Origin of the sequence: Cryobacterium gelidum, from assembly GCF_004403985.1 — a bacterium.
In the GTDB taxonomy this organism is placed as follows: Bacteria; Actinomycetota; Actinomycetes; order Actinomycetales; family Microbacteriaceae; genus Cryobacterium; species Cryobacterium gelidum.
Map to the genome: position 1 here is coordinate 25,084 of NZ_SOHL01000013.1, position 23,168 is coordinate 48,251.

19 protein-coding genes and 1 pseudogene are annotated in these 23,168 nt (G+C 62.7%); 9 read left to right on the top strand and 11 right to left on the bottom strand.

Going from position 1 to position 23,168, the window contains the following annotated elements; translation table 11 throughout:
- Positions 1-148: 148 nt before the first annotated feature.
- The 4 genes from E3T50_RS06445 (at position 149) to E3T50_RS06455 (ending at position 4,825) form a co-directional block, all read left to right on the top strand.
- Complete coding sequence (locus E3T50_RS06445; RefSeq protein WP_134551115.1) at positions 149-1,618, top strand: phytoene desaturase family protein; 1,470 nt, start codon at positions 149-151, stop codon at positions 1,616-1,618.
- Positions 1,619-1,865: 247 nt separating this feature from the next.
- On the top strand, positions 1,866-1,994 hold the full coding sequence (locus E3T50_RS16740; RefSeq protein WP_255454272.1) for a hypothetical protein: 129 nt from the start codon (positions 1,866-1,868) through the stop codon (positions 1,992-1,994).
- A gap of 118 nt (positions 1,995-2,112) precedes the next feature.
- On the top strand, positions 2,113-3,519 hold the full coding sequence (locus tag E3T50_RS06450; RefSeq protein WP_134551116.1) for an O-antigen ligase family protein: 1,407 nt from the start codon (positions 2,113-2,115) through the stop codon (positions 3,517-3,519).
- Positions 3,520-3,541: 22 nt separating this feature from the next.
- Complete coding sequence (locus tag E3T50_RS06455; RefSeq protein WP_134551117.1) at positions 3,542-4,825, top strand: O-antigen ligase family protein; 1,284 nt, start codon at positions 3,542-3,544, stop codon at positions 4,823-4,825.
- A 328-nt stretch (positions 4,826-5,153) separates the two neighbouring features.
- Here E3T50_RS06455 and E3T50_RS06460 read toward each other — a convergent pair whose 3' ends face one another.
- The 7 genes and pseudogenes from E3T50_RS06460 to E3T50_RS06490 all read right to left on the bottom strand — a co-directional run bounded on the left by E3T50_RS06460 (position 5,154) and on the right by E3T50_RS06490 (position 11,967).
- Positions 5,154-5,840 carry a hypothetical protein gene (locus E3T50_RS06460; RefSeq protein ID WP_134551118.1) on the bottom strand — a complete coding sequence of 229 codons (687 nt, stop codon included), beginning with the start codon at positions 5,838-5,840 and terminating at the stop codon, positions 5,154-5,156.
- A gap of 252 nt (positions 5,841-6,092) precedes the next feature.
- Positions 6,093-6,845, bottom strand: a pseudogene (locus E3T50_RS06465) (ABC transporter ATP-binding protein); the annotation flags it as partial.
- Positions 6,845-7,714, bottom strand: a complete 870-nt coding sequence (locus E3T50_RS06470) for an ABC transporter permease (RefSeq protein WP_241990798.1) — start codon at positions 7,712-7,714, stop codon at positions 6,845-6,847. The gene E3T50_RS06470 and the pseudogene E3T50_RS06465, both read right to left, overlap by 1 nt.
- Before the next feature lie 73 nt (positions 7,715-7,787).
- Entirely contained in the window at positions 7,788-9,374 is a 1,587-nt protein-coding gene (locus E3T50_RS06475) for a glycosyltransferase (RefSeq protein WP_166784222.1), read from the bottom strand.
- A complete protein-coding gene (locus E3T50_RS06480) occupies positions 9,367-10,890 on the bottom strand; it encodes a glycosyltransferase (RefSeq protein WP_134551121.1) in 1,524 nt (507 codons plus the stop codon). Before E3T50_RS06480 ends, E3T50_RS06475 begins: the two co-directional genes overlap by 8 nt.
- Positions 10,887-11,219 carry a hypothetical protein gene (locus E3T50_RS06485; protein WP_134551122.1) on the bottom strand — a complete coding sequence of 111 codons (333 nt, stop codon included), beginning with the start codon at positions 11,217-11,219 and terminating at the stop codon, positions 10,887-10,889. The genes E3T50_RS06480 and E3T50_RS06485 overlap by 4 nt, the downstream gene beginning before the upstream one ends.
- A gap of 82 nt (positions 11,220-11,301) precedes the next feature.
- A complete protein-coding gene (locus E3T50_RS06490) occupies positions 11,302-11,967 on the bottom strand; it encodes a histidine phosphatase family protein (RefSeq protein WP_134551123.1) in 666 nt (221 codons plus the stop codon).
- A 437-nt stretch (positions 11,968-12,404) separates the two neighbouring features.
- On the opposite strand from E3T50_RS06490, the gene E3T50_RS06495 reads away from it, so the two are divergent.
- The gene (locus tag E3T50_RS06495) at positions 12,405-13,598 is read left to right on the top strand and encodes a DUF4214 domain-containing protein (protein ID WP_166784223.1); all 1,194 of its coding nucleotides are present in this window, start codon (positions 12,405-12,407) and stop codon (positions 13,596-13,598) included.
- A gap of 125 nt (positions 13,599-13,723) precedes the next feature.
- On the opposite strand, the gene E3T50_RS06500 is transcribed toward E3T50_RS06495, so the two are convergent.
- From E3T50_RS06500 to E3T50_RS06510, 3 genes are read right to left on the bottom strand one after another with little or no spacing between them, the layout of a single operon-like run.
- Complete coding sequence (locus E3T50_RS06500; RefSeq protein WP_134551125.1) at positions 13,724-14,854, bottom strand: glycosyltransferase family 4 protein; 1,131 nt, start codon at positions 14,852-14,854, stop codon at positions 13,724-13,726.
- Complete coding sequence (locus E3T50_RS06505) at positions 14,847-17,093, bottom strand: hypothetical protein (RefSeq protein WP_134551126.1); 2,247 nt, start codon at positions 17,091-17,093, stop codon at positions 14,847-14,849. Before E3T50_RS06505 ends, E3T50_RS06500 begins: the two co-directional genes overlap by 8 nt.
- On the bottom strand, positions 17,045-18,277 hold the full coding sequence (locus E3T50_RS06510) for a polysaccharide biosynthesis protein (RefSeq protein WP_134551127.1): 1,233 nt from the start codon (positions 18,275-18,277) through the stop codon (positions 17,045-17,047). The genes E3T50_RS06505 and E3T50_RS06510 overlap by 49 nt, the downstream gene beginning before the upstream one ends.
- A 129-nt stretch (positions 18,278-18,406) precedes the next feature.
- On the opposite strand from E3T50_RS06510, the gene E3T50_RS06515 reads away from it, so the two are divergent.
- The 4 genes from E3T50_RS06515 (at position 18,407) to E3T50_RS06530 (ending at position 22,494) form a co-directional block, all read left to right on the top strand.
- Positions 18,407-19,273, top strand: a complete 867-nt coding sequence (locus E3T50_RS06515; protein WP_255454273.1) for a decaprenyl-phosphate phosphoribosyltransferase — start codon at positions 18,407-18,409, stop codon at positions 19,271-19,273.
- A 94-nt stretch (positions 19,274-19,367) separates the two neighbouring features.
- On the top strand, positions 19,368-20,351 hold the full coding sequence (locus tag E3T50_RS06520; RefSeq protein WP_134462459.1) for a GDP-mannose 4,6-dehydratase: 984 nt from the start codon (positions 19,368-19,370) through the stop codon (positions 20,349-20,351).
- Positions 20,352-20,357: 6 nt separating this feature from the next.
- Entirely contained in the window at positions 20,358-21,320 is a 963-nt protein-coding gene (locus tag E3T50_RS06525) for a GDP-mannose 4,6-dehydratase (RefSeq protein ID WP_134551129.1), read from the top strand.
- 52 nt (positions 21,321-21,372) lie between these two features.
- The gene (locus tag E3T50_RS06530) at positions 21,373-22,494 is read left to right on the top strand and encodes a glycosyltransferase family 4 protein (protein WP_166784224.1); all 1,122 of its coding nucleotides are present in this window, start codon (positions 21,373-21,375) and stop codon (positions 22,492-22,494) included.
- Between the two features lie 5 nt (positions 22,495-22,499).
- Here E3T50_RS06530 and E3T50_RS06535 read toward each other — a convergent pair whose 3' ends face one another.
- Positions 22,500-22,976, bottom strand: coding sequence for a GtrA family protein (locus E3T50_RS06535; protein ID WP_134551131.1), 477 nt, complete (start codon positions 22,974-22,976; stop codon positions 22,500-22,502).
- Between the last annotated feature and the right edge of the window lie 192 nt (positions 22,977-23,168).

Sequence of the window (23,168 nt, forward strand, 5' to 3'; positions counted from 1 at the left end):
GGCGTGTCGTAAATTTACCGGCGTTGGCTTCGCAAGCGCATGCTCACGCCCAGAGATACCGCCCGAAAACGCCCGCACGGGCTGCGCGTGCGCCCGCCCCGGGCTACGGTGTCAAAATGAGAGCATACGAGCGCGGTCCGGTCATCGCGTGACCACCGACCAGGGGCTCGACGCGATCGTCGTCGGATCCGGCCCCAATGGCCTTTCCGCCGCCGTCACCCTCGCCCGCGCCGGACTCAGGGTGCGCGTCTACGAGCGCAACCCGCAGATTGGCGGCGGGGCAGCGACCGCCGAACTCACCCTGCCCGGGTTCCGCCACGACGTGGGGAGCGCCGTGCATCCGCTCGCGCTCGCCTCCGAGTTCTTTCAGAAGTTTGGCCTCAAGGACCGCATCGAACTTAAAGTTCCCGAGATCTCCTTCGGGCATCCGCTGCCCGGCGGCCGCGCCGGCGTGGCCTGGCACGATATCGAACGCACCGCCGCCGGCCTCGAGCGCGACGGCCCGGCCTGGCTGCGGCTGCTGGGGCCGCTCGTGCAGAACATCAACGCCATCGCCGAGCTCACCGGGGATGCGCTGCTGCGCGTACCGCGGCATCCGCTCACGCTGGCCCGCTTCGTGCTGCGCACCCTCGAGCAGGGCAGCCCGGCCTGGAACTGGCGCTTCTCCGGCGTGACCGCGCCGGCGCTGCTCACCGGAACGTTCGCCCACTCGATCGGGCGGCTGCCGAGCCCCTCGGCCGCCGGCGCCGGGCTCACCCTCGCCGCGCACGCGCACGCTCGGGGCTGGCCCATTCCAATCGGAGGAAGCGGCGCCATCGTGCAGGCACTCGCCGACGACCTGCTCGCGCACGGCGGTGAAATCGTGACGGATGCCGACATCACCAGCCTGAAAGAGCTGCCGCCGGCCCGCATCGTGCTGCTTGACGTGACGCCGCGCGCCCTCGTCGACCTCGCCGACGGGGCATTGCCCGCTCGCTACGCGGCATCGCTCACGAGCTTTCGTTACGGCAACGCGGTCGCGAAGGTGGATTTCGCGCTCTCCGAACCGGTTCCCTTCACCGCGACCGACCTGCGGCGAGCGCCGACCCTGCACGTGGGCGGCACCCGCGCCGACCAGACCCGCGCCGAGAACGCCGTCGCCCGCGGGCGGCACGCTGAGTCCCCCTATGTGCTCGCCGCGCAGCCGAGCATTCTCGACGCCACTCGCGCTCCCGCCGGAAAACACACGCTCTGGGCCTACACGCACGTGCCGGCGGGCTCCACCCACGACCAGACTGAGCAGATCACCCGGCAGATCGAACGCTTCGCCCCAGGATTTCGCGACACTATCCTCGCCTCCTACAGCCAGACCGCCGCGCAAATGCAGAACCACAATCCCAATCACGTGGGCGGCGACATCGCGGCCGGAGCGATCAGCATGACCCAGCTCGTGCGCCGCCCGGTGCTCTCCGGCGACCCGTGGCGTACCCCACTCGCCGGTGTCTACCTGTGCTCCTCGTCGACTTCTCCCGGCCCAGGCGTGCACGGCATGTGCGGCTACCGCGCCGCCCTGAGTGCCCTGGCCCACGAATACAACATCGTTGAGCCGCCCGATCTGACACCCCGCGAGGGCGAATAAGGTCTATCCCGCTGACGAGTTGATGAGGAAAGTTCAGGTGCCGCGCATAACTCCTGAAATTTCTCGCTGTTGGGGAAGACACCCCCCGTAATTCCAGGCAAGTCGTGTGAGCACCCCAAGGAATTGCAGGAGTTATGCGCCTTCGCCCGTGGAGACCAGCCTGATCGAGGGCCGCTTATTGACCACCCGGCCACCCCGAAACCCCCTGCGCATCCACTTGTTCCGAGACCAACCCCAAGAAGTCCCGATGGCCGTGAACTACAACACCCTCGTTTGCCTCCCCGAACAGGTCTTCGCGGCGCTCGCAAACGGATGCCCCGTGCGCCTGAGCAAAGACGCCGTCGCCAGTCCAGTCCGCCTCGTTCCACTCCCCTAGGCGACCTGGGCATCGGCTACCGCAACACGGAGCAGCTCCGCCGCCTCGTCCACCCGGCCGAGGGCCACGTCGACTAGCGGCGCGGAACCCGGCGCACCAACACCGGTAATCTGAAACCATGTCCGCCGTACAGAGTCGCCTCGTCATTCGACTCTTCGCGACCTTCGTCTGGTTCACCGTTCTGGCCGGCCAGTTCTGGCGCAACCTCGGCGGCTGGTGGGGCTTCGGCGCCATCGCCGTGATCGTGGTCGTCGGCAGCATCATCGGCCTCAGCACCCAACGCACCAACGCCCGCAACCGCGCTGCAGTAAACGCCGCAGCACCAGACGACACCCCCACCGACCGCGACATCGCAAGAGGCCATACCTACCAGGCGGCCCTGGCCCCGCCCCTGAACTGGCGCAAGTTTCCCAAGACCATCACAACGTTCTTGCTGCTGGCCACCCTGTCGATCGCGTGGTCGCACTACCCGGGGGCATCCGCTCTCGGCATCACCCTGCAACTCATCACCACCCTCGCCGCCCTGTTTCTGGCCGTCACCCTCACCTGGCCGGAGCTGCTGCGCACCCTGGCCGGCGCGCTGCGCTGGGTGCTGGCGCTCTCGCTGGTGTTCGAGCTGTTCGTGGCCGTCGTTATTCAGCATGCCGTGTTGCCGTTCTTCGTCGACTACGGCACGAGCGACGTGCCGAAGGCGTTCTACTGGTCCCGGGGGCTGGTGCTGACCGGCGGGCCCATCGAAGGCATCGTCGCCAATCGCAACCTGCTCGGATTTGTCGCCCTGCTCGCCATCATCGTCTTCACCGTGCAGCTGTGCGCCCACAGCGTCAAGCGCGACGCCGGTGTGGTCTGGCTGGCGCTGGCCGTGGGAATGCTGCTGCTCACCCGCTCCGCCACGGTCACCGTGTCGCTCGTCGCGGTCGTCGCCGCCCTGATCTTCGCGCTCTGGGCCAGACGGGTGCACGATCAGCACCGGCGGCCGTTGTATGTCGTGGCGGCGGCATCCGTTCTGGCGGTGGGAGCAGCCCTCGCGCTGTTCTCGTCGCAGCTGTTCGGGCTACTCGGCCGCAGCGACGACCTCACCGGCCGCTTCGATATTTGGTCCAGCGTCATCCGCCTCGCCCTCGAACGCCCGGTGTTCGGCTGGGGCTGGGTGAGCTATTGGGTGCCTTGGGTCGAACCGTTCAACGACCTCGCCGTGCGCAAGGGCGTCACCTACCTGCAGGCCCACAACGCCTGGCTCGACGTCTGGTTGCAGCTCGGCATCGTCGGAGTGGTCGTGTTCGCCGCGCTGGTCGGCTCGACCCTGTGGCGGGCCTGGTTTCTCGCCGTAGACAGGCCCCGTCTCGGCGTGCACGACACCGAACCGTTCGCCGTGTCGGCCCTGCTTCCGCTGCTGCTGCTCACCGCGCTGATCGCGCAGAGCATCGCCGAGAGTCGCCTGCTGATCGAGAGCGGCTGGGTGATTCTCGTCGTGCTGGCCGTCGTCACCAAGCGCCAGCAGCACGCGCCCCGGCCGATGCCGTAGGCCCGGGGCGGTAAATTAGAGGATGCCCACCCTGCCCGATGCCCTGCGGCGCGTGCTGGCGTCGCCGAAATTCGCGGCCGCGCTCACGCTCGCCATCCTGGCGACCACCTTCAGCACCCACCTGCTGCGCAGCGTCATGGGCTGGCCCGGTCTCATCGGCATTCTCGGCGGCCTCGTCGTGCTGGCCGTGCTCTCGCTCATCGCCCGCCGCCCGATCGTGGAGTGGCATGGCCTGCTCCCCATCTCCATCATCGTGTTCGTGGCCTGGTGCGCGCTTTCCGGCGTGTGGAGCGGCTACGTCTCCGAGACCATCATCGGCGTCGGGTACCAGATCACCGTCGGGTTCCTCGCCATCTACGTGGCCCTCGTGCGCGACACCTTTCAGGTGGTGCGCGCCACCGGCGATGTGCTGCGGGTGCTGCTCGGGCTCTCCATCGTGCTGGAGGTGCTGGCGGGGCTGCTGCTCGACCTGCCCATCGCCTTTCTCGGTGTCATCGGCAACATCGACCAGCTTGGCCCCATTCAGGGCGTCTTCGGCTCGCGCAACGTCCTCGGACTGATCGCCCTCATCGCCGTCGTCACCTTCTACGTCGAGTTGCGGGCCCGGTCCATTCCGCGCGGCCTCGGCGTCGGCTCGATGTGGCTGGCCGGCATCTGCCTGGTGCTCAGCCGCTCCCCGGTCATCATCGTCGTCGCTATCTGCGTCACCGTCGCTGCGCTCGCCCTCTATCGTTTGCGCCGCACCCCCGTCGACGGCCGATGGATGCTGCAGCTCGGCCTCCTCAGCGCGGCTCTCATCGCAGCAGGCGCGGCCTGGCTCGGTCGCATGCCCATCATCGACGCCCTCAACGCCGGCAGCGAGTTTGAAGCGCGGTACTCACTCTGGAGCGAAATGTGGCGGCTGGTGGAACTGCATCCGCTCGAGGGCTGGGGCTGGGCTGGAATCTGGCCGCAGGACGTCACCCCCTATGGCTGGCTTGAATTCACCACCGGGCGCCTGCACGCCACCGGCCTCAATGCCTACCTCGACGTGTACTTTCAGGTGGGGCTGATCGGCTTTCTCGCCTTTCTCGCGCTCGTGGGCTTAGCCTTCGTGCGCTCCTGGCTGCTCGCTTCGAACAAGCGCTCGCTGGTCTACGTCTGGGCGCCGCTCATACTCGTGACCGTGCTCGTGACCGGCGCGGCCGAGAGCACCATTCTGTTCGAGTTCGGCTGGCTGCTGCTCGTGATCTGTTCGGTCAAGGCCGCGCAAGGCCTGAGCTGGCGAAGCGCCCTGCCGCACAAGCCACACCCCGACGCGCCGTAGCAGCGCAGCGTCAAGCTAGTTTCCGGCTCGCGCTGATGCTTGCAATCGCAATGTGAGCGCGTTCCTGCTGGCCAGCGAGGTCCACTGAGCAACCACCCCTGCCCTTCCACCGGCTATGCGGAGAAGCGTGGGACTGCGCGTTCAACGATGCCGATAAGCAGCACCTGCACATCATCCGCGGTTCCAATCAGAGTTTGCTCAGCACTGAGCTGAACCCAATTGCCTGCGATGACGGTATCCAGAGTGCAGAACCCGGAATATACATGGCACCCGAACGTGGCCCGATCGGCACCGACAACGGATACGGCCTGGACTGTGTCATCAGCCATCATGAAGACAGAAGATCGGTCATAAGCCCACCCCCGCCCGGCAGCGCGGTGATGTAAAGCGGCCACGTCTGACCCGTGCTCTCGGGAACCCACATGCATCGGTCAACCCCGACAATCGTCCAGGCGGCATTGTCGATGCCCCACCCGTCGCCGTCGCTGCCATCGCTGATCAAAATTTCCTCAGCCGTGCCGAACGCGGACCGAAATTCGTCTGCGGTGGCGTAAACCGAACAGTCAGCGGGCAGTACGCCGGTCGAAGCCGGCGCAACCCACAACTCGTCGAGGGTTGGAGCGTTCCGTACCGTGCCGACAATGTCAGCGATCAGCGGGGCCACATGTTCGCCTACCGCGTCATTGCTCAGACTCGGATTCACATCTATTCCCCGCGCGATGACTTCGATCCAGCTCTCGCCGACGAGAATATTCACCCAACAGGCTGATTCCGCACCAGGAGCTGAGCAGGTAACGTGCGAGGCCTCGCCGTAGGTTGATGCAGCACCTGAAACGACATCGGCAGTCTTTCCCGCGTAGGTCGTCCACTGCGTGCTTGCCTCGGGCAGCACCTGAACACTCACACTCTGTGCGGATGCATCGCCGCTCGCCAGGCACGAGACGCCGCCAACCTGACTCACGGCATACCCTAACGGCGTTGCCGACTGTGGTCTCACCATCAGGTCCGTCGTCACGGTTGTTCTGTTCAGTAGGCTGGCCACCAAACCTGCGGACATTACGTCATCGCAGGCAAGGCACTCCGGCTGGCAGATGGGCCCCAGTATTTGAAGCGCTGAAGCCCGCTCGACATCATCCGATGGAGAATCGGTGTCCGAGCATGGGAGAAATGACGTCCCGGCCCCCGCGGGCTGGTCATCCGACCGAGCGCGGCGTAAGGAGTTCAGTGGATCGAGCTCCCAGCGCTGCTGGCGTTACTGCCCGAAGGAGTCTCGCAGTGCCGCAATTCCCTCTTGCGTGCCACCGTCGAAGACGACCTTTCCGTGGGAGAGCACAACGACACGATCGCAGAGGTCCTCCACCTGTGCCGCCGAGTGTGACACGAACACGATGGTGCGACCTTCGGCCTGAAACTCCCGAATTTTTGCCATGCACTTCTCCTGGAACGGCTCGTCGCCAACCGACAGCACCTCATCGACGAGGAGGATGTCGGGGTCGACGTGCACGGCAATCGCAAATGCGAGCCGCACATACATTCCGGAGGAGTAGAACTTGACCTGGGTGTCGATGAAATCTCCAATTTCGGAGAAGTCGACGATGGAATCAAAGTAGTCGGCCGTTTGCTTCTGGCTCAGACCGAGAATGGACCCGTTCAGGAATACGTTTTCGCGGCCGGTCAAGTCCGGGTGAAAGCCAGCGCCCAATTCGAGGAGAGCGGCGAGACGTCCACGACGTTCGACACTGCCGTCATTGGGCTGGATGATGCCGCCGATCACCTTCAGCAGGGTGCTCTTACCCGAGCCGTTGGCTCCGACCAGACCCACGCTCGACCCGGCGGTGATCTCGAACCCGACATCGCGCAGCGCCCAGAAGTCTTCCTTGTGGCGCTTGGAGCGGCCGAAGTTCACGATTCGTTCCTTCAGCGACTTGTCCTTGCGGATGACGAAGCGCTTCGAGACATCCTTGGTACGGATGACCACGGGTGCGTTGGTGATACTCGGTCGGCTGGATACGTGCGGCATTAGATCTCCTGCGCAAAGTTGCCTTGAAGCTTCTGGAAAACGCGCTGGCACACGATCAACAGGATGAAACCAACGATGGTCACGATCAGCAAACGCAGATCAAGGTCGGCGGGCCAGGGCTGGGGGGCGATTACAGCATCCCCGATTGTTCGAGTTTCCGAGCCGGCCAGCCACATTCCCTTCTGAAACGCGAGGACCGCGCTGGACACGGGATTGAGCAAGTACAAAGATGCAATCCAGGAATGACTGACCACCACCGCAGAATTAACGACGTACGACCACGCATAGACGATCGGTGACGCCCAGAACAACAACAACATGGCGACTTCGACGAGGTATTGGATGTCGCGCAGGTACACATTGAGCGCCGATAGAAGAATCGCGAAGGCAATTCCGTAGACCAACACGATCAGGATGGCCACGGGCACGTAGAGCAGGTTCCACGACAGGGGGAATTGACCCAGCACGACCGTGGCAGCAATGAGCACGATCATTTGAATAGCAAAGTTGAAAATCGCCGATCCGGCGGCCGCCAGCGGGAAGATCTCCCGCGGCAGGTACACCTTTTTAATCAGTCCGGCGTTGCCGATGATCGACATGGTGCCCGACGACACGATCTCGCTATACAGGCCCCAGATCGTAAGACCGGCGAATACGAAGATGGCGAAATCGGGGATGCCGCGCGCTGCCTGGAGAAACTGTCCGATGGCTACGTAGTAGATCAGGAGCATCGTCAGCGGTTTGATCAAACTCCAGAGAAAGCCCAGGCTGCTGTCCTTGTAGCGCGCCTTGAGCTCGCGACGGATCAGGAGGTCGAGAAGCTCGCGGTGCGCCAGTACCTCCTTGATCGAACCCCAAAACCCCCCCATGACGCCGCCTCCGGCGGATATCGATGTCTGAAACGGGAGGGTCGACAGTCTGTCGGCACGCTCTTGGGCTTTGCTAGTCATTGTGCTCCGAGTGGTTCATGGACGCCTGTCCAACGGTCGAGTCTATGTGGAAGTAGTCCCACAGCTCGGACGCGTACTGGTCCCAGCCTTTGTTCTCGCGGAGGTCCGCTTCAGCACGGAGGGAGTCATTCACGTTGTCATTGAACATGACCGTCGCGAGGCCGTCGGCCAGTGCAACATCGTTTCTCGGATCAACTAGGATCGCTCCTCCCTGCTCACAAATTTCTTTCATGCTCCCAAAATCTGAGGTGACGACCGGGGTGCCGACCGCGAGCGATTCGGCGACCGGGAGCCCAAATCCCTCATTGAGGGACGGGAAAACCGTCGCCCGCGCGAGCCGGTAGCCGCCCCAGAGAAGCGCGTCAGAAATGGCCGAGATGCTCTGCACCGGTCGGCCGAGCTCTTGCATCTGCTTCAGCTGGACGGTGAACTGCCGCCCACCCCACGCATTGCCACCTACGAACGACAGGCAGAACTGGTGGCCCTCCCGCCAGAGCATCTCTGCGGCGCTCAGCACCGCGAGGTGGTTCTTGCGCGGTTCGTGGCTGCCCACGCACAGCAGAAGGGGAAGGTCGTCGATGACGAGTGCCTCACGTGCCGTCGCCAATTCGGCGTCTGAGACCGTGCCGGCATCGGCCGCGAGGAGGATGGGTTCGATCGCGGGGCCGGTCATCCCCGCGCCGCTGAGCATCCGTCGCCAGCCGCGGTACTCGATGGCTGCAGCCATGGAGATGGTGGCGACCCGATCGAACCGGGCGATGGCGGCGAGGTTCTTCGCGAAGGCCCCACCCATCCCGATCGCGGTGGTCTCCGCAGACATGAGCGGAACGCAGTCGAACCCGATGGCATAGGTCGTGTTGCCGGAGAACTCGGCCAGTGCCGAGATGCGCGTCGTGCGTTCCGCCTCGATGGCAAGCTCGGGCAGGATGTACGTCGATTTCCACGGGATGGTCACTTCACCCGACTGGGGATGGTCGGCCTGCGGGTGACTGCCGTAGATGGCGTTGGCGCGTTCACTGGTCGAGAGCTCGCGCAGACCGCCGTAGGTCGAACCCCAGCCCACGAGCACGAGTTCGTGGGACTGCACCCATTGCGCGATCGTCTTGCGCACGACGCGCTGAATTCCCGTTGCCAGGCCGGTGCGCGCGGTGTGGTGCACGTCGACCACGGTCGCATTGATGACCACCCGCACCGGACGCACGTGCCCGGCCGCGAGCACGCCGCGACGCACCGGTGAGCGCATGGCGCGCCGTAGGGCGGCTTCAGCACCATCAAGCCGGATCTGACGGATGGTGTCGATCACGCGATCCCGGGTGGGGAATTCCGCACGCAGCACGGCCAGGGCCAGCCAGACACGATCGGCGCTCGGCACGAGGAAGTGGTGAGACACCCGGGCCACGAGGTCTGATTCCAGCGCAACGGCCCCCTCGTCGGGGTCGACGGCGCGGAGCAGAATGCGCAGTCGATCGTTCGTGGACTGCTCGGATGCGAGGGGGTTGGTCAGCGCCCGCCTCGATCCCGGCTTCTTGACTCCGGTTTCCTGGGTGCCCGGATGACGGGCCAGGGCCGGCTCAGACATGACGCTCATTTCTCAATGGCTCGATGAGCTGTTCCCACAGCTCATCGGCGTAATCGTCCCAGTTGCGCACGGTGCGGGCGCCGATCTCACGTTGCAGCGCCGCGAGGACCTCGTCGTCGGTGAGCAGCGTGCGCATCGCGTCAATGATCGCGTCGTCGTCGCGCGGATCCACGGCGAGGCACCCGCCGCCGGCCGCGATCTCCGCGGTACTGCCGTAGTTGCTTGTGAGCACCGGCGTGGCCAGCGCGATGGACTCGGCCACCGGGAGTCCGTACCCCTCGTGCAGCGACGGGAAGAGTGAAAAGCGGGCTTCCCGGTAGGAAGCAAGGAGGACGGCGTCGTTCACTCCGCGGAGTACCTCGACTTGGCGGCCCGCCCGCTGCAGCTGGCGCACGCGCTTGTCGAAGTCACGCGTGTAGATCACACTTCCACCGCCGATGAAGCGCAGGCGAAAATCGATGCCCTCGCGCCACAGTACCTCGGAGGCGAACAACACGGCGAGATGGTTCTTGCGCGGCTCCTGGCTGCCGATGCAGATCACGAGCGGCGAATCCGCTGAGACCTGGTCCCGGCCCGTGTCGCCATCGGGCGAATCCACGGGAAGGCTGACTTCCACCGTGGTGGGGCCGGACAAGCCCTGCGCCGGAAGCGCGGCGACGAAGCCGGCGAACTCCTCCGTGGCGGCGGCGCTGATTCCCACGACGCGCTTGGCGTACTTGAGGATGGTGAGATACCGCACAAACCGTTCGGTCTCGAGCGAGTCGAGGCTATCGGCGCTCACCACCGGAATGGTGTCGTAGCCGATGAGTCCCACCCGGTTGCCCGAGTACTGCGCGAGGGCGGCGAGCGCGTTACAGAGGACAGCCTGCGGCACCTCGGGCAGGATCACCTCCGAATTGAAGGGAATGATGACCTGGTAGTCCGGCGGGTCGACCGGTGAGTGGTCGGGTTCGGGCTCCGTGTAAGTGTTCCATTCCACGACCCGGCTGCGCTCGAGTGGCGTCATGGTGCGCATGGCACCGCCCCCGGCGGTCCAGGCAACGAGCGTCATGTCCCGGTTGCGCGTCCAGCGCGACATGGTCTGGCGCACCACCCGCTGGATCCCGGTGTTATGCCGGTGGTTGGCGCAGAAGTCGACATCGATGACGGTGCTGTCGGAAATCACCGCTATGCCCTTATCGAGGTCGTCGAAGCGGGCAGCGGCATCGAAGCACGCCTGGAGGAACGCGGAGGAGGCGTGACGTTCGTCGGCCAGAGCCACCGCTCGCCGAGTCATCTGCAGCTGGTCCGGATTGGGGTACGCCGCAGTCACTCCGGCGATGAGCAGCCAAAATAGGTCGTCCCCCCTTCGTTCACGTGCGACAGCGATGAGTCGGGCGAGCAGCGGGCCGTTTCCCCGAGACACGAGAGCATCGATCTCTTCCGGCGCATCGAAGAAGTACGGAGCCACTGCGGTCAGACGGCCGAGGAGGGCCGCACTGAGATCGGGAGACGAGCGAGGATTCCGCGTGCTCAACGCCGCCGCCCCAGATACCGTCGTTTGAGATCGGCCACGGCCAGCTGTGAGAACCGGCTGGGGCCCAGCTCCACGGCCTTGATCTGAATTTTTCGGACGAAACGCAGGGGCTTGGTCACCCGCCAGGACAGGGTGTTGTACATATCCCCGAGCACCCGGGACTCCGTACCGACAACCTCGAGCCACGAGGCCAGGCTTTCATTCTCGCGGGCGTCCAGCTCCGCCTGGAGCCGGTCCCGCTCCGCTTCGACCGCAGCCAGACGCACCGAGAGGGATGGTTGCTGTGGTTCATTTGCGGCGGAAAGGCCGGACGCATCGCTTTCAGGCATTCACACATCGTACGGCAGCTTTCGTGACACAGCTGCGGCACGAAGAGCGGGTCCGACGCTGCCGGCAAATTTTGGACTGGCTCTACACCGCTCCTACGTCGACAGACCCACCCAATAATCCGGCGGCGGGCGAGCGGTAAGACACCTCGCGGTAGCCTGTGGCTGCAATTTTCAATGTTGTAATGCTCGACAGGGCACACCGACGTTTTCGCGGGTCGTGGGCAAGGCTCCGCCCCACTGCTTGACGGTGGGCGAGCCAGATCGGCAATTGATGACTAACGAACACTACATCGCCCTTCGAATTCTTATCAATCTCTGCTATCAGGCTTCCTATTCGAGCGGCCACAGCGGCAAAGGGCTCTCCCCAGCTGGGGCGGAAGGGATTTACCAGAAAACGCCATGCTGCTGGCTTGGCCAATATTGACAGTGACATTTCGAATTGGCCGCCCTCAAGATAGCTCTCGGCTTCCAGTAATCTGTCGTCGATTTCAACGGCAAGTCCAAGTCGCCGGGCAATCGGTGTCGCGGACTCCACCGCACGCTCCAGCGGTGAACTAACGATGCGGGTAATCGCAGCGTCCTGGCGAGAAGGCCGATTAGGAACGAGGGTCTTTGCTGCCAGCTCAGCCATTTCTTGACCGCGAGCAGACAGGTGAAAGCCTGGTAGGCGGCCATAAAGCACACCCGTCGGGTTTTCAACCTCGCCATGCCGAACGAAATGCACTACGTGTTCATTCACGACGAGCACCGACCTCTTTCTTGTATTCGCGCAGGTGAGCTTGTACCCCACCTTCAATAAATTTAGCGTCTATCGATGGAATTCGGCCGTCGCGTAGGCAAAACCGACCCCCGTGTGGTCTTATTGGCTAGACAAACAGTCCCACAGGCAACGGAGAACACAGCGTGAAAGTACCTACGGACCGAAGCACTTCCCCGACTCAACGCCATTCGATCCGCACCGCGCTATTGATCTCCGTGAGCGCCCTCACTACTCTTCTTATGATGGTCGTCGGCAGCGTCGTTCCGGCAAATGCGCTCAGCGGCAACGATTTCGATCCCGGCCGCATCATAAGCGACTCGGTGTTCCACGACTCCGCAGCCCTAGATTCAAATCAAATCCAGCAATTCCTGAATTCGAAGTTGTCGGCCTGCAAGAGCGGATATACGTGCTTGAAGGACTTCCGCATGGATACCTTTGATCGGGCAGCGGAAGAACCAGGGCACTGCACCGCCTACTCTGGAGCAGCCAATGAGAGCGCGAGCACGATTATTGCCAAGGCCTCCCAAGCCTGTGGAATAAGCCCGAAAGTTCTGCTTGTGCTTCTGCAGAAAGAAACGTCGCTGATCACGAGCACCTCCCCAACGGCCGGCACCTACCGCAAAGCTGCGGGTTACGGCTGCCCCGATACCAGCAGCTGCGATGCGGCGTACTACGGCTTTTACAACCAGGTGTACATGGCGGCCTGGCAGTTCCGTCAATACACGAATTACCCCGATCGTCGGTTCAAGATTGGCAACATCGCCGTTGGATTCAACCCGAATGCAGGGTGTGGGTCATCGGTCGTCAACATTCAAAACCAAGCGACGGCTAACCTCTACAACTACACGCCGTACCAGCCGAACACTGCTGCCGTGGCCAATCTCTATGGCTGGGGTGATGCGTGCTCCTCGTACGGCAACCGTAATTTCTGGCGCATGTATTCAGACTGGTTCGGCTCGACGCTGACCGGGCTGGATTCCAAAGACGCAACGTCACTCGTGCGCGCGCTTTACAACGACATCCTGATTCGCGAGCCGGACGCTGGCGGCGTCAGCACCTGGCACGGCTACCTGATCGGTCGGGGCTGGCCCACCGTTTCCGTGGCAAATGGGATCCTTTACAGTGACGAGTACTATTTGCAGCGGATTGACGCCGCATACCGTGAGGTCTTGGGCCGCGAACCAGACGAGAACGGCCGGTACGACTGGCTCAGTCGCATGCGATCGGGTCAAACGAGCGTTGACGAGATTCGAATGACCTTCACTTCGAGTATGGAATATTACATGGCGGCGGGTGGTAACGACCACGCCTATGTGGGCGTGCTCTACTCCACGCTCCTTGGACGCCCGGCGGCGCAGGGCGATCTGGACTACTGGGCCTCCCAAGCATCGCTCCGCGGCGGAGGATACGTGGTGAGTTCCATCTGGAATTCCTACGAATCGGGAACGATCAGACTCAACGCCATCTACACGACGTACCTGAAGCGTGGCGTCGATGCCAGCGGAGTATCCAGCTGGGTGCCGCTCATCACCGCGCAGGGCGATCAGGCAGCCCGCACGACCATTGTCAGCAGCCTTGAATACCTGCTACAGGCGCGGGCCCGGTACCCACAACCATAAATCAGGCGCGGCCGCAGGCCAGAACCGTAGAGCCCCCATCCCCGTCGAGGATGGGGGCTCTCACTCGTCTATGACCTTGGATTATCGGAGCGACGCACCGGGGGTTTCACGCGCACCAATGTGAACTAGACCAATGATTCGAAGAGGGTTTGATACTCGTCGACCGTCTGCTCAAGCGAATATTCCGCATTCGCTCGTTGAGCGCCGAGAACGCGATCGAGCGGCTTGGTCGACAGGCGTCGCAACTCCCGCTCGATGGCGACTGAATCGCGGGGCGCAACAATTGAACCGAACCCTGTTCTTTGGACCGGCGTTCTAACGCCGGGCAGGTCAGAAGCGAGGGCGGCGACCCCCGCTTTCATTGCTTCGACCTGGACTATACCGAATGCTTCCAACGAGTTCACCGAGGGCAGCGCGAAAACGTCCAACGAGGCGTAAAAATTGGGCAGCTCGTCGTCTCTCAGGAAACCGAGCAACCGGATTCGTTCGTCGCCACCGATGTGCGTGCGGACCTTTTCCACAACGCTGCCGCCCGCAACTTTGGAGAAGTCACCGCCGATCAAGAGCCGTGCTTCCGGATCCTCGAGTTGTCGAAACCCGTCAACGAGAAATTCGAGCCCCTTTTCCTCCACCAGTCGCCCCAAGAATCCAACATGCAACCCCCCGGACGTCCGGAAGGATGGCGTTGCGGCCGGATAGGTCCTCGTTGGCGGCGCGATGGGCTGAGTCCTTATGCCGGACATCGATCGCTGGAGCCGCGATGACGCCGCATAGTCAGCGCTGGACGGGCAAATGGCATTCGCGCACCGCATGGCGATCGCGTTGGAAATATCCATGACCACCGTCTGCAGCCGGTTGAGGATGCCTGCGGGCAGGCTGATGTCGCATTGATAGGTCACAACAACGGGCGTTGATCGAAGCCCGGCCGCGATGGGACCACTTTCGATCATGGGGAGATGGAGATTCACGATCCGGGCCCGTCGGCCGAAGTGAATGGCTGTGGACACGAACGTCGGACTGATTAATCCTTTCCCAATTCGCGCTACCACCGGAGTTCTGACGACATCGACACCGTTGATTCGTTCCGAGCGTGGGAGAGCCGCATCGTGTTGGCCTGCAACGACTATTACACTCAGTCCTCGGCGTACGAGCTCCTCGGCGACGAGTCGTGCCGCATCGGTCAGCCCACTCACATACGGGGCGTAATAGTTGAGCGCCATCATGACGTCGTGAGATTTCTGCAGCTTATTAGCCATTGACGATCCCTTTCAGGGTGAGCGGAGAAGTGTCGTGCGCAGCTACGCGAACTTCGACCTGGGCCGTTCCGGCATCTAGATGGACACCATCAAGGGACATTCGGAAGTCTTCTTTCTCAACGGTCTGCGTGCCGATCAGGACTTGCCCTTGGAACAGATTCACGGTTGCGCCCGGCGCCACGCCCGTCAGAAGGAGAAAAGTCTCGTCCAGGCTTGCGGCGCTGGAAAGGATTTGCAGTCCACTCCCCGAGCCGCCGGAGATACTTCCATCCGGGTTCAGCGTCCAGGACCAGCTTCCCCGGCCGTCCCGCGGCAGATCGTCCCGCTGGTACGGTACGACGACGGTTGTGGGACCGGATGAAAGGTCCAGCAGGCTGAAAATCCCATCTTCCTCGACGACGGAATGGTTGCCCGCTGCGAAGTAGCTACCGGGACCGACGAGGACGTAGGGGTCGAGCTCACCGTCCCAATAACTCGTGAGTTTCAAATTGCCGCGATAGCCAAGATCGCCGCGCAAATTGACGTAGCTAACATCTGGGGCACCCGCGAGCGCATCGCTGAGCCAAAGCTGGTCATACATGGTCGCCACGGCAGCAGTAACGTCGTTACCGTTCTCATGGCCATCCGCACGGGTCACCCAGGTGGCGGCTTCGGCCACCTGTGGGCTTACCACGCGATCGTCTTTCCGTTCGTGAATAATCATACGTGCGGTCAAATAACTTGATGACCCAATCCCGCCGACGGAGAGTGCCAGGACGCCGATGGTAAGTGCCCGCCGAATCGTCCTCCTGCGTTCGCGGCCAATCGCCTGGATGACGGCGCTGGCGCCGAGTACTACCGCAATGATGAGTAACGGGGAGAGCATATCGGCGGCACGGCGGGTGATGTATTCGTTGCCACGACTGCCGATGAAAAGCACGATTCCTGAGGCCAGCACGAGTCCACCTACCGCGTACGGCCGAGTGCGCCGGAAAAAGAGGGTTGCGAGTGCAGCGACCAAGCCCACGACTACAAAAACCGCCAACACCGCGATGGCCAGGAAACTGAGTTTGGCCGGCCAAACGACGCTCAGGAACGGGCGCCACGGCTCGGTGATTTGGCGGGCGATTGCACTGACAGTTGCACCTTGACCGTTCCCGTCTGCCGTCAGGGCGCCAATGAAGAGGAGTGAACTCACGGTCTTGAACCAAATGAGTGGTCCCATCGCAATGCTGAGCCCGATCAATCCTCCCGCTCGGAACAGGGCCGACCGCAACCCGCCGAGCGGTCCGATCAGCGTGAGTGAAGCAAGTGTCACTCCGAGCAGAGGAAGGTACTCACTGTAGGTCCCGAGAATTGCGGCAAGTGCCAGCCCGGGGAGCCACAGGGGCGGGCGGGGGTGGTCTGGCGTCGGCCGCACCACCATTGACACGAGCCCGACCACGAGGGGCAGAAAGCTGATACCCAGGAGCGAATCCGCGTTTTGCTGGAGAACCTGGCTCTGAACCGAGAAAGACGCCACGAGCATTCCACCCATCACGAGTCGGGCGACACGGGAGATTCCAAACGCTGCGCCGAGCGTCCAGGCGCCCCCGGAGATAAGAAAGACCCATACCCCGAGCAGAGGACTGAATCCATTGACAATGGGAACGGTCGTGAGAACGCCGAGGCCCGCTTGAAGGACTTCCTGTCCAACCCGGAGCGAGTAATGCACACTTTCATAGGCTGGCCCGAAGGCGGGCGAATCTGCCCCGGTGAGAGGGCTTATACCGATGTCCGGGAGCGCAGTGATTGCATGGTCGAGGGCCCACCGGGATACAGAAACATAATAGAACGCGTCATTGCTTTCAGTAGCCTGCATTGGCAGCGACGACCCCGCAAGGAGCGAGGGCAGCCACGCCAATAGCGCCCCGAGCAGCCCAACCACCGACACACTCACCAGGTTCGGCAATGCCGAGAACCAGTCGACGAATGCGATTCTGCCGCGCCAAAATTGCAGCAGCATACCGGCGATTGCGACGCCGACCGCAACCCAAATCCCGACGCGCACGGGTAGGAACAGCCCGGTGAGGTGCAGTACCACCACGAGGTACGCGGCGCCAATCAAGGGCACTGCCGGCACGAGAACGACGCGCAATTCTTGTCGCAAGTGCACGAGTACGGCGAATCCGAGGACCGAAAGGATCAGAATCGATCCGATACCGATTCCAATTACTTCAATAATCCTGTGGCCTTTCTCTGCTCCTGTGAAAATCTGCATTTCAGTCCGTGAGCCAGGCTGAGAAGAGCGACGATTGACCCGGCAATCAGAGGTAGCGTCGACGTCACGAGGGTCCCTGCAGCCGCGAGGGCGGCACTGGCAGTGGCAGCGGCACCGAACACGAGCGCCAACATCCATGATCTCAGAACCACAGTGTGCAGGCCAACCGCGAGGGCACCATCAGATACCACCAAGGCGACCAGGAAAACGGCAACCCCGACACTCACAAAAAGTACACCGTCTTGGGGCAGTACCAGATCCGCCCCGAACAGGAGCGCTGTCGCCAAATCCCCCAGCGTGAGCATGCCGACCACGATCACAATTGCGATCGCCACAGAGGCGCGGATGGCGAAACCAATGGTCACGCGGGCGGCCGCAATCTGGCCATTTTTCCACTGTGCCGCCAGCCGAGGAAGATAAAGGATCTGCAGCACCTGGTATCCGAAAATGGGGATGCGCGCTATGGAAATACAAGTCAAAATCTGTGCGGCCAGAACCGCGTCGGCACCCTCCCCCAGCGCCTTGGCGATGAGCACGCCGCTATTGAGCAGAAGTTGGATCGACACCGCAGCCGCGATGAGGCGGCCGAGTCGACCAACAAACAGACCAAACGGTGGTTGTTCACGTGCGAGCCACCTTCGATCGCGACCGAACAGAAAAGGCACTGCTGAGACGCTCGCAGCTACCCCGACAACGTATGCGAACCCGACGCTGCCAGTCACTCCGGCGACCACGAGAACCACTGGCAGGGTAATGCGCATGAGACCCTCGAGCGCCACGAGCAGGGAGTACGAGGTGGTTCGCCCAGCCCCCGAAAGAAACCCCCTAATCGGAAATTGCACGGCGTACCCGGCAAAGGACACCAGCAAGGCGCAAATGAGCAGCGCCGACCCGATATATTCCTGACCATACGGGGTCAGAAAGACAAGAGAGAGCACGGAGAGAAGCACAACAACGACACCCGCCGCACTCCAAACAGTTCGGGCCAGCCCTCGAGCAACGGAGCCGGGTGTTCCAGCAACCTCCCGGGCAGTCTCCTGCTCCAGCGGATAAAACAGCCCCAGGCCCACGACTACGGTCATCGACCAAAAAACGGCGAAGTCCGAGTAGTCAGCGACACTCGTGTTTCGGGCGACGATGACCAGGAAACCGTAGCTGCCCACGCCGGAAAACAATGCCGCCATTCCGATGATGCCAACGCGTGCGACTGCACCACAGGTCACACGAGTTCGCACTGTACAGTCCTAAGGGAAAGATAAAGAAAGTCAATGCAACACCCTAACAGTGCTCGCATAAACCTAAAGGATCCACCCGTGCAAATGCCAGCTCTGGTTCAAGCTGTCCGTCCCCGACAGTGGTTGAAGAACGTTCTCGTAGGCGCTGCGCCGTTGGCGGCGGGCGTTCTTTTTATACCTATGATCGCGCTTGATACCGCACTCACTTTCATCATTTTTTGCGGCGCGTCTGCCGGTGTCTATCTGGTCAACGACCTCCTCGATGTCGCCGCAGATCGGGCGCATCCAATCAAGATGAACCGGCCGATCGCATCCGGTGCCTTGTCAGCGAGGGCAGCGCTTGTAGCCGGAATAGTCCTGCTTGTCTCCGCACCGCTGGGTGCGTACTTTGTCTCTCCCGCCCTGGCAGTCGTCATCCTCATCTATGAAGTACTGCAGATCGCCTACTGCGTCTGGTTCAAGCACGTTCCTGTCGTCGATCTGGTCCTCGTTTCGAGCGGCTTTCTACTGCGTGCCATTGCCGGTGCCGTGGCCGTAGGAATTGTGCCGTCGCAATGGTTCCTACTTGTGGCCTCGTTCGGTTCGCTGTTCATGGTGGCTGGAAAGCGGTACTCCGAAAAACGCGAATTTGAAGATACCGGCGGTGCAACACGAAAATCACTCGAAGAGTATTCACTTTCGTATCTCAGATTCGTCTGGTCCGTCTCTGCCGGACTCACACTGGTTGCATACTCTCTCTGGGCGTTTGAACTCGACACCGTTCTTGAGAACGTGATCCCTGCTCTATCCATCGTTCCGTTCAGCATGGCCGTTCTTCGCTACGCCTATAGCATCGACAAAGGAGTCGCTGGCGCACCCGAAGATGTCGTACTCGCCGATAAACAGCTTCTCATCCTCGCAGCGATCTGGCTGGGCACGTTTGCAACATTCGTGTTCACCAGATAGCCGCATACTGGGGATGGCCTCGCCCTCGGTGCTTGCTCTGGTCACAGCAGCTAGGCTTGGGGTCGAATTGCAACCAACGGAAACGAAGAGGACTATGCCCCGCGCACTCATCACCGGAATCACTGGCCAGGACGGCTTGTACCTCGCAGAATTGCTCCTCTCCAAGGGCTATGAAGTCTTCGGCTTCATGCGTGGCCAGAACAACCCCAAGCGTGAACTGGTCGAAGCGACTGTCCCGGGAGTGAAGATCCTCACCGGTGACCTCACTGACCTGTCCAGCATCCTTCGCGCGCTGGAAACCGCCCAGCCCGACGAGTTTTACAACCTCGGCGCTATTTCTTTCGTCGCCTACTCGTGGGAGAACGCACACATGACCAGCGAGGTCACCGGCCTGGGAGTGCTGAACGCGCTCGAAGCCGTGCGACTGTACTCGCACGATGACGCGCAGAAAGTGAGATTTTACCAGGCGTCCAGCTCGGAGATGTTCGGCAAAGTTCAGACTGTTCCGCAGAAGGAGGACACGCTGCTCTGGCCGCGCTCGCCCTACGGCGTTGCCAAGGTGTATGGCCACTACATGACCATCAACTACCGCGAGTCGTACGGAATGCACGCCTCGTCGGGCATTCTGTTCAACCACGAATCACCGCGCCGCGGCCCCGAGTTCGTCACGCGCAAAATCAGCATGGCTGTCGCTCGCATCTCTCTCGGCTTGCAGGAGCACATCACCCTCGGCAACATCGATGCCCGCCGCGACTGGGGCTTCGCCGGAGACTACGTCGACGCCATGTGGCGCATGATGCAGCAGGACACCCCCGACGACTACGTGATCTCCACCAACGAGACCCACGAAATTCGCGAATTTCTCGACCTCGCCTTCCGCCAGGTCGGTATCGACGACTGGGCGCCGTACGTCAAGCAGGACCCCCGCTTCATGCGCCCCGCCGAGGTCGATCTGCTGATCGGAGACTCAACCAAGGCCCGCAGCGTGCTGGGCTGGGAGCCCAAGGTCGGCTTCCCGCAGCTCGTTCAAATGATGGTCGAGAACGACCTCGCTGAGCAGAAGCTGAACCTGGCCTAACCGCGCATGGCATCCGTCGTTGTAACAGGCATCACCGGCCAGGATGGGTCGTACCTGGCTGAGCGCCTCACCGGCGACGGATGGGACGTGCACGCGATAGTGCGCGAGGGCACGCGTCCCGACGAGCAGGAAGTCACCCCCGGGGTGACCGTACATGCCGGCGACCTGCTCGACACCGATTCGCTCCGCGCGGTCATCGATTCCGTCGAACCCGACCTGATCATCAACCTCGCCGGCATCAGCAGCGTTGCCCAATCGTGGACTCAGCCAGAATTGACCGCGCGGGTAACGGGGCTGGCAGTGTCCGGCCTCCTCGCCGGAGCATGGGCGCTGCAGGAGCGGCTCGGTCGCCCCGTACGCTTCGTACAGGCCTCTAGTTCGGAGATGTTCGGAGCCGCCACGGAACGGCCTCAAACCGAGAACACCCCTCTAAAACCCGTATCACCCTACGGTGCGGCCAAGGCCTACGCTCACCACCTTGTGGGCGTATATCGCGGCCGGGACCTCTTCGCGGCGTCGGCGATTCTCTACAACCATGAGTCGCCCCGTCGACCGGAGACCTTTGTGACCCGCAAGATCACGAGTGGCGTTGCGCGCATCGTGAACGGCGACGAACCCAAGCTTCTCCTCGGTAATCTGGACGCCCGCCGCGACTGGGGCTGGGCTCCCGACTACGTGGATGCCGTGCTCCGCATTGCCCAGGCCGACACGGCCGACGACTTCATCGTGGCCACGGCGGTGGAACACAGCGTTCGTGACTTTGTGGCGGCTGCCTTCGCCGCAGCCGGCATCGCGGACTGGGAAGGTTTTGTGGAACTCGACCCCCGGTTCGCGCGCCCCGTGGACGCCCCCGTCATGGTGGGCGACAACACGAAGATCCGCACGACGCTCGGCTGGGTGCCGACACGCTCCTTCGACGAGATCGTGCAGGCAATGGTCGAGCATGACCTCGCACTCCGGTCCAGCTAGGGTGACTGCACCGCTCCGCCACAATCACACCCGGGCACCCGACGATCCCCGCGTGCTTTTCGACGCGACAGCCGTTCCGGCCAATCGAGGAGGAGTGGGTCGTTACGTCGACGGTCTGCTCTCCCAAATGCAGGGTCGGGTGGAGATCGCCTGCCAGCATCGGGATGCCGAACACTTTCGTTCGCTGGCACCGGGCATGACGGTATTGCCGCAGTCCCGACGCCTGGAGTCCCCCGTGGTGCGCTTGCTCTGGGAGCAGCTGGCGCTTCCAGCCCTGGCCCGCCGTCGCGGAGTGAGCGTCATCCACTCCCCGCATTACACGCTCCCCCTGTTCACCCGGCGCGTCCGGGTCGTGACGCTGCACGATGCCACGTTCTTCAGCGACCCGCAGGTGCACACACGGATCAAGGGGATCTTCTTCCGTCTGTGGACCCGTCTCTCCGTGCGGCTGGCACGCGTCCTCATCGTTCCGAGCGCGGCAACGGCGACCGAGGTCGCTCGGTTCACGGGCGGCCACGACCGCTTCGTCGTCGCCCACCACGGCGTCGACTTCGACCTGTTTCACCGGCCGACCGCGACGGAAATCAACGACGTCGCCCGCGAATACAAACTTGGTGAGGCCGGTTGGATTGCCTTCCTGGGAACGCTCGAGCCCCGGAAGAACCTGCCGGCGCTCGTGCGCGCCTATGGGAGTCTCGTGGAGCAACGTCACACCGCCGGGCTGCCGGTGCCGCCCCTCGTCCTGGCCGGCGGACGCGGCTGGGACACCCGGCTAGACGAGGAGATCAGCTCTCTCCAGGCACCCGGTCGGGTCGTGTCGCTCGGCTATGTTCCGGCGCCCCACTTGCGTGCACTCCTGGGCGGCAGTGCCGTCATGGTCTACCCGAGTCTCGGGGAAGGGTTCGGTTTGCCGGTCCTCGAGGCGATGGCGTGCGGCGTGGCTGTGCTCACAACGCGGCGCCTCGCACTACCCGAGGTGGGCGGCACCGCAGTCGCCTACAGTGAGACGACGGACGCATCTATCGCGAACGCGCTGATGGCGCTTCTGGACGACCCGGAACGCCGCACCGAGCTCGGACGCTTGGGCGAAGAACGCGCGAGGGCTTTCACGTGGCGTTCCTGCGCCGAGGTGCACGAGGCCGCCTACCGCATGGCGAACACCGTTCAGGACTGAGGCCCTTAGGCGTCGTCGGCGACCAGGTCCGGACGGCGACGGAACGAGAAGAACTTGTGCCCAAAGTAGCTCACGAGCGTGGTGGCTGCCACGATGAGCGCCTGCGCGAGGAGTGGCGGCACGGCGCCGACCTCCACCAGAAGCGGGAGGGCGATGGAGTTGATGACGAGCGCGAACGTGTAGACACTCAAAAAACGCAGGAAATCGAGCAGGATACGTTCGGATCCGCTCACCCGGAAGGTGACCCTCCGGTGCAGTAAGAACGCTGACACGCTCGACAGCAGAAAAGATCCGTACAGGCTGAAAAAGTAGCCGAGTCGGCTCCCGAAGCTCAGCTCGAGGATCACAAAGATCAGGTAGCCGATCGACGTATTGAGCCCGCCAATGAGGATGAATCGTACGCGTTCATCGTTCAATACACCGCGGAGGCCCCGCCCGGGCGACCTGGTCGGCTCCGGTTCTGCACTCGCTGACGAGGCCATCCGTGCTCCTTCTGCACCTGCGGCGCGGGTCTGCGATCGGCATCATCCCGACGATCGACCATCCTACGTCGCATGACTGGGTGTCCGGCCGCGACGAGTGCGATGGATGCCCCTGCGCGCCGGCGCACGCGGGCTCGTGCAATCACCCCGGTATAATTCATCGGGGGCCGAGTGCGTGCAGCCCCTGCCAGA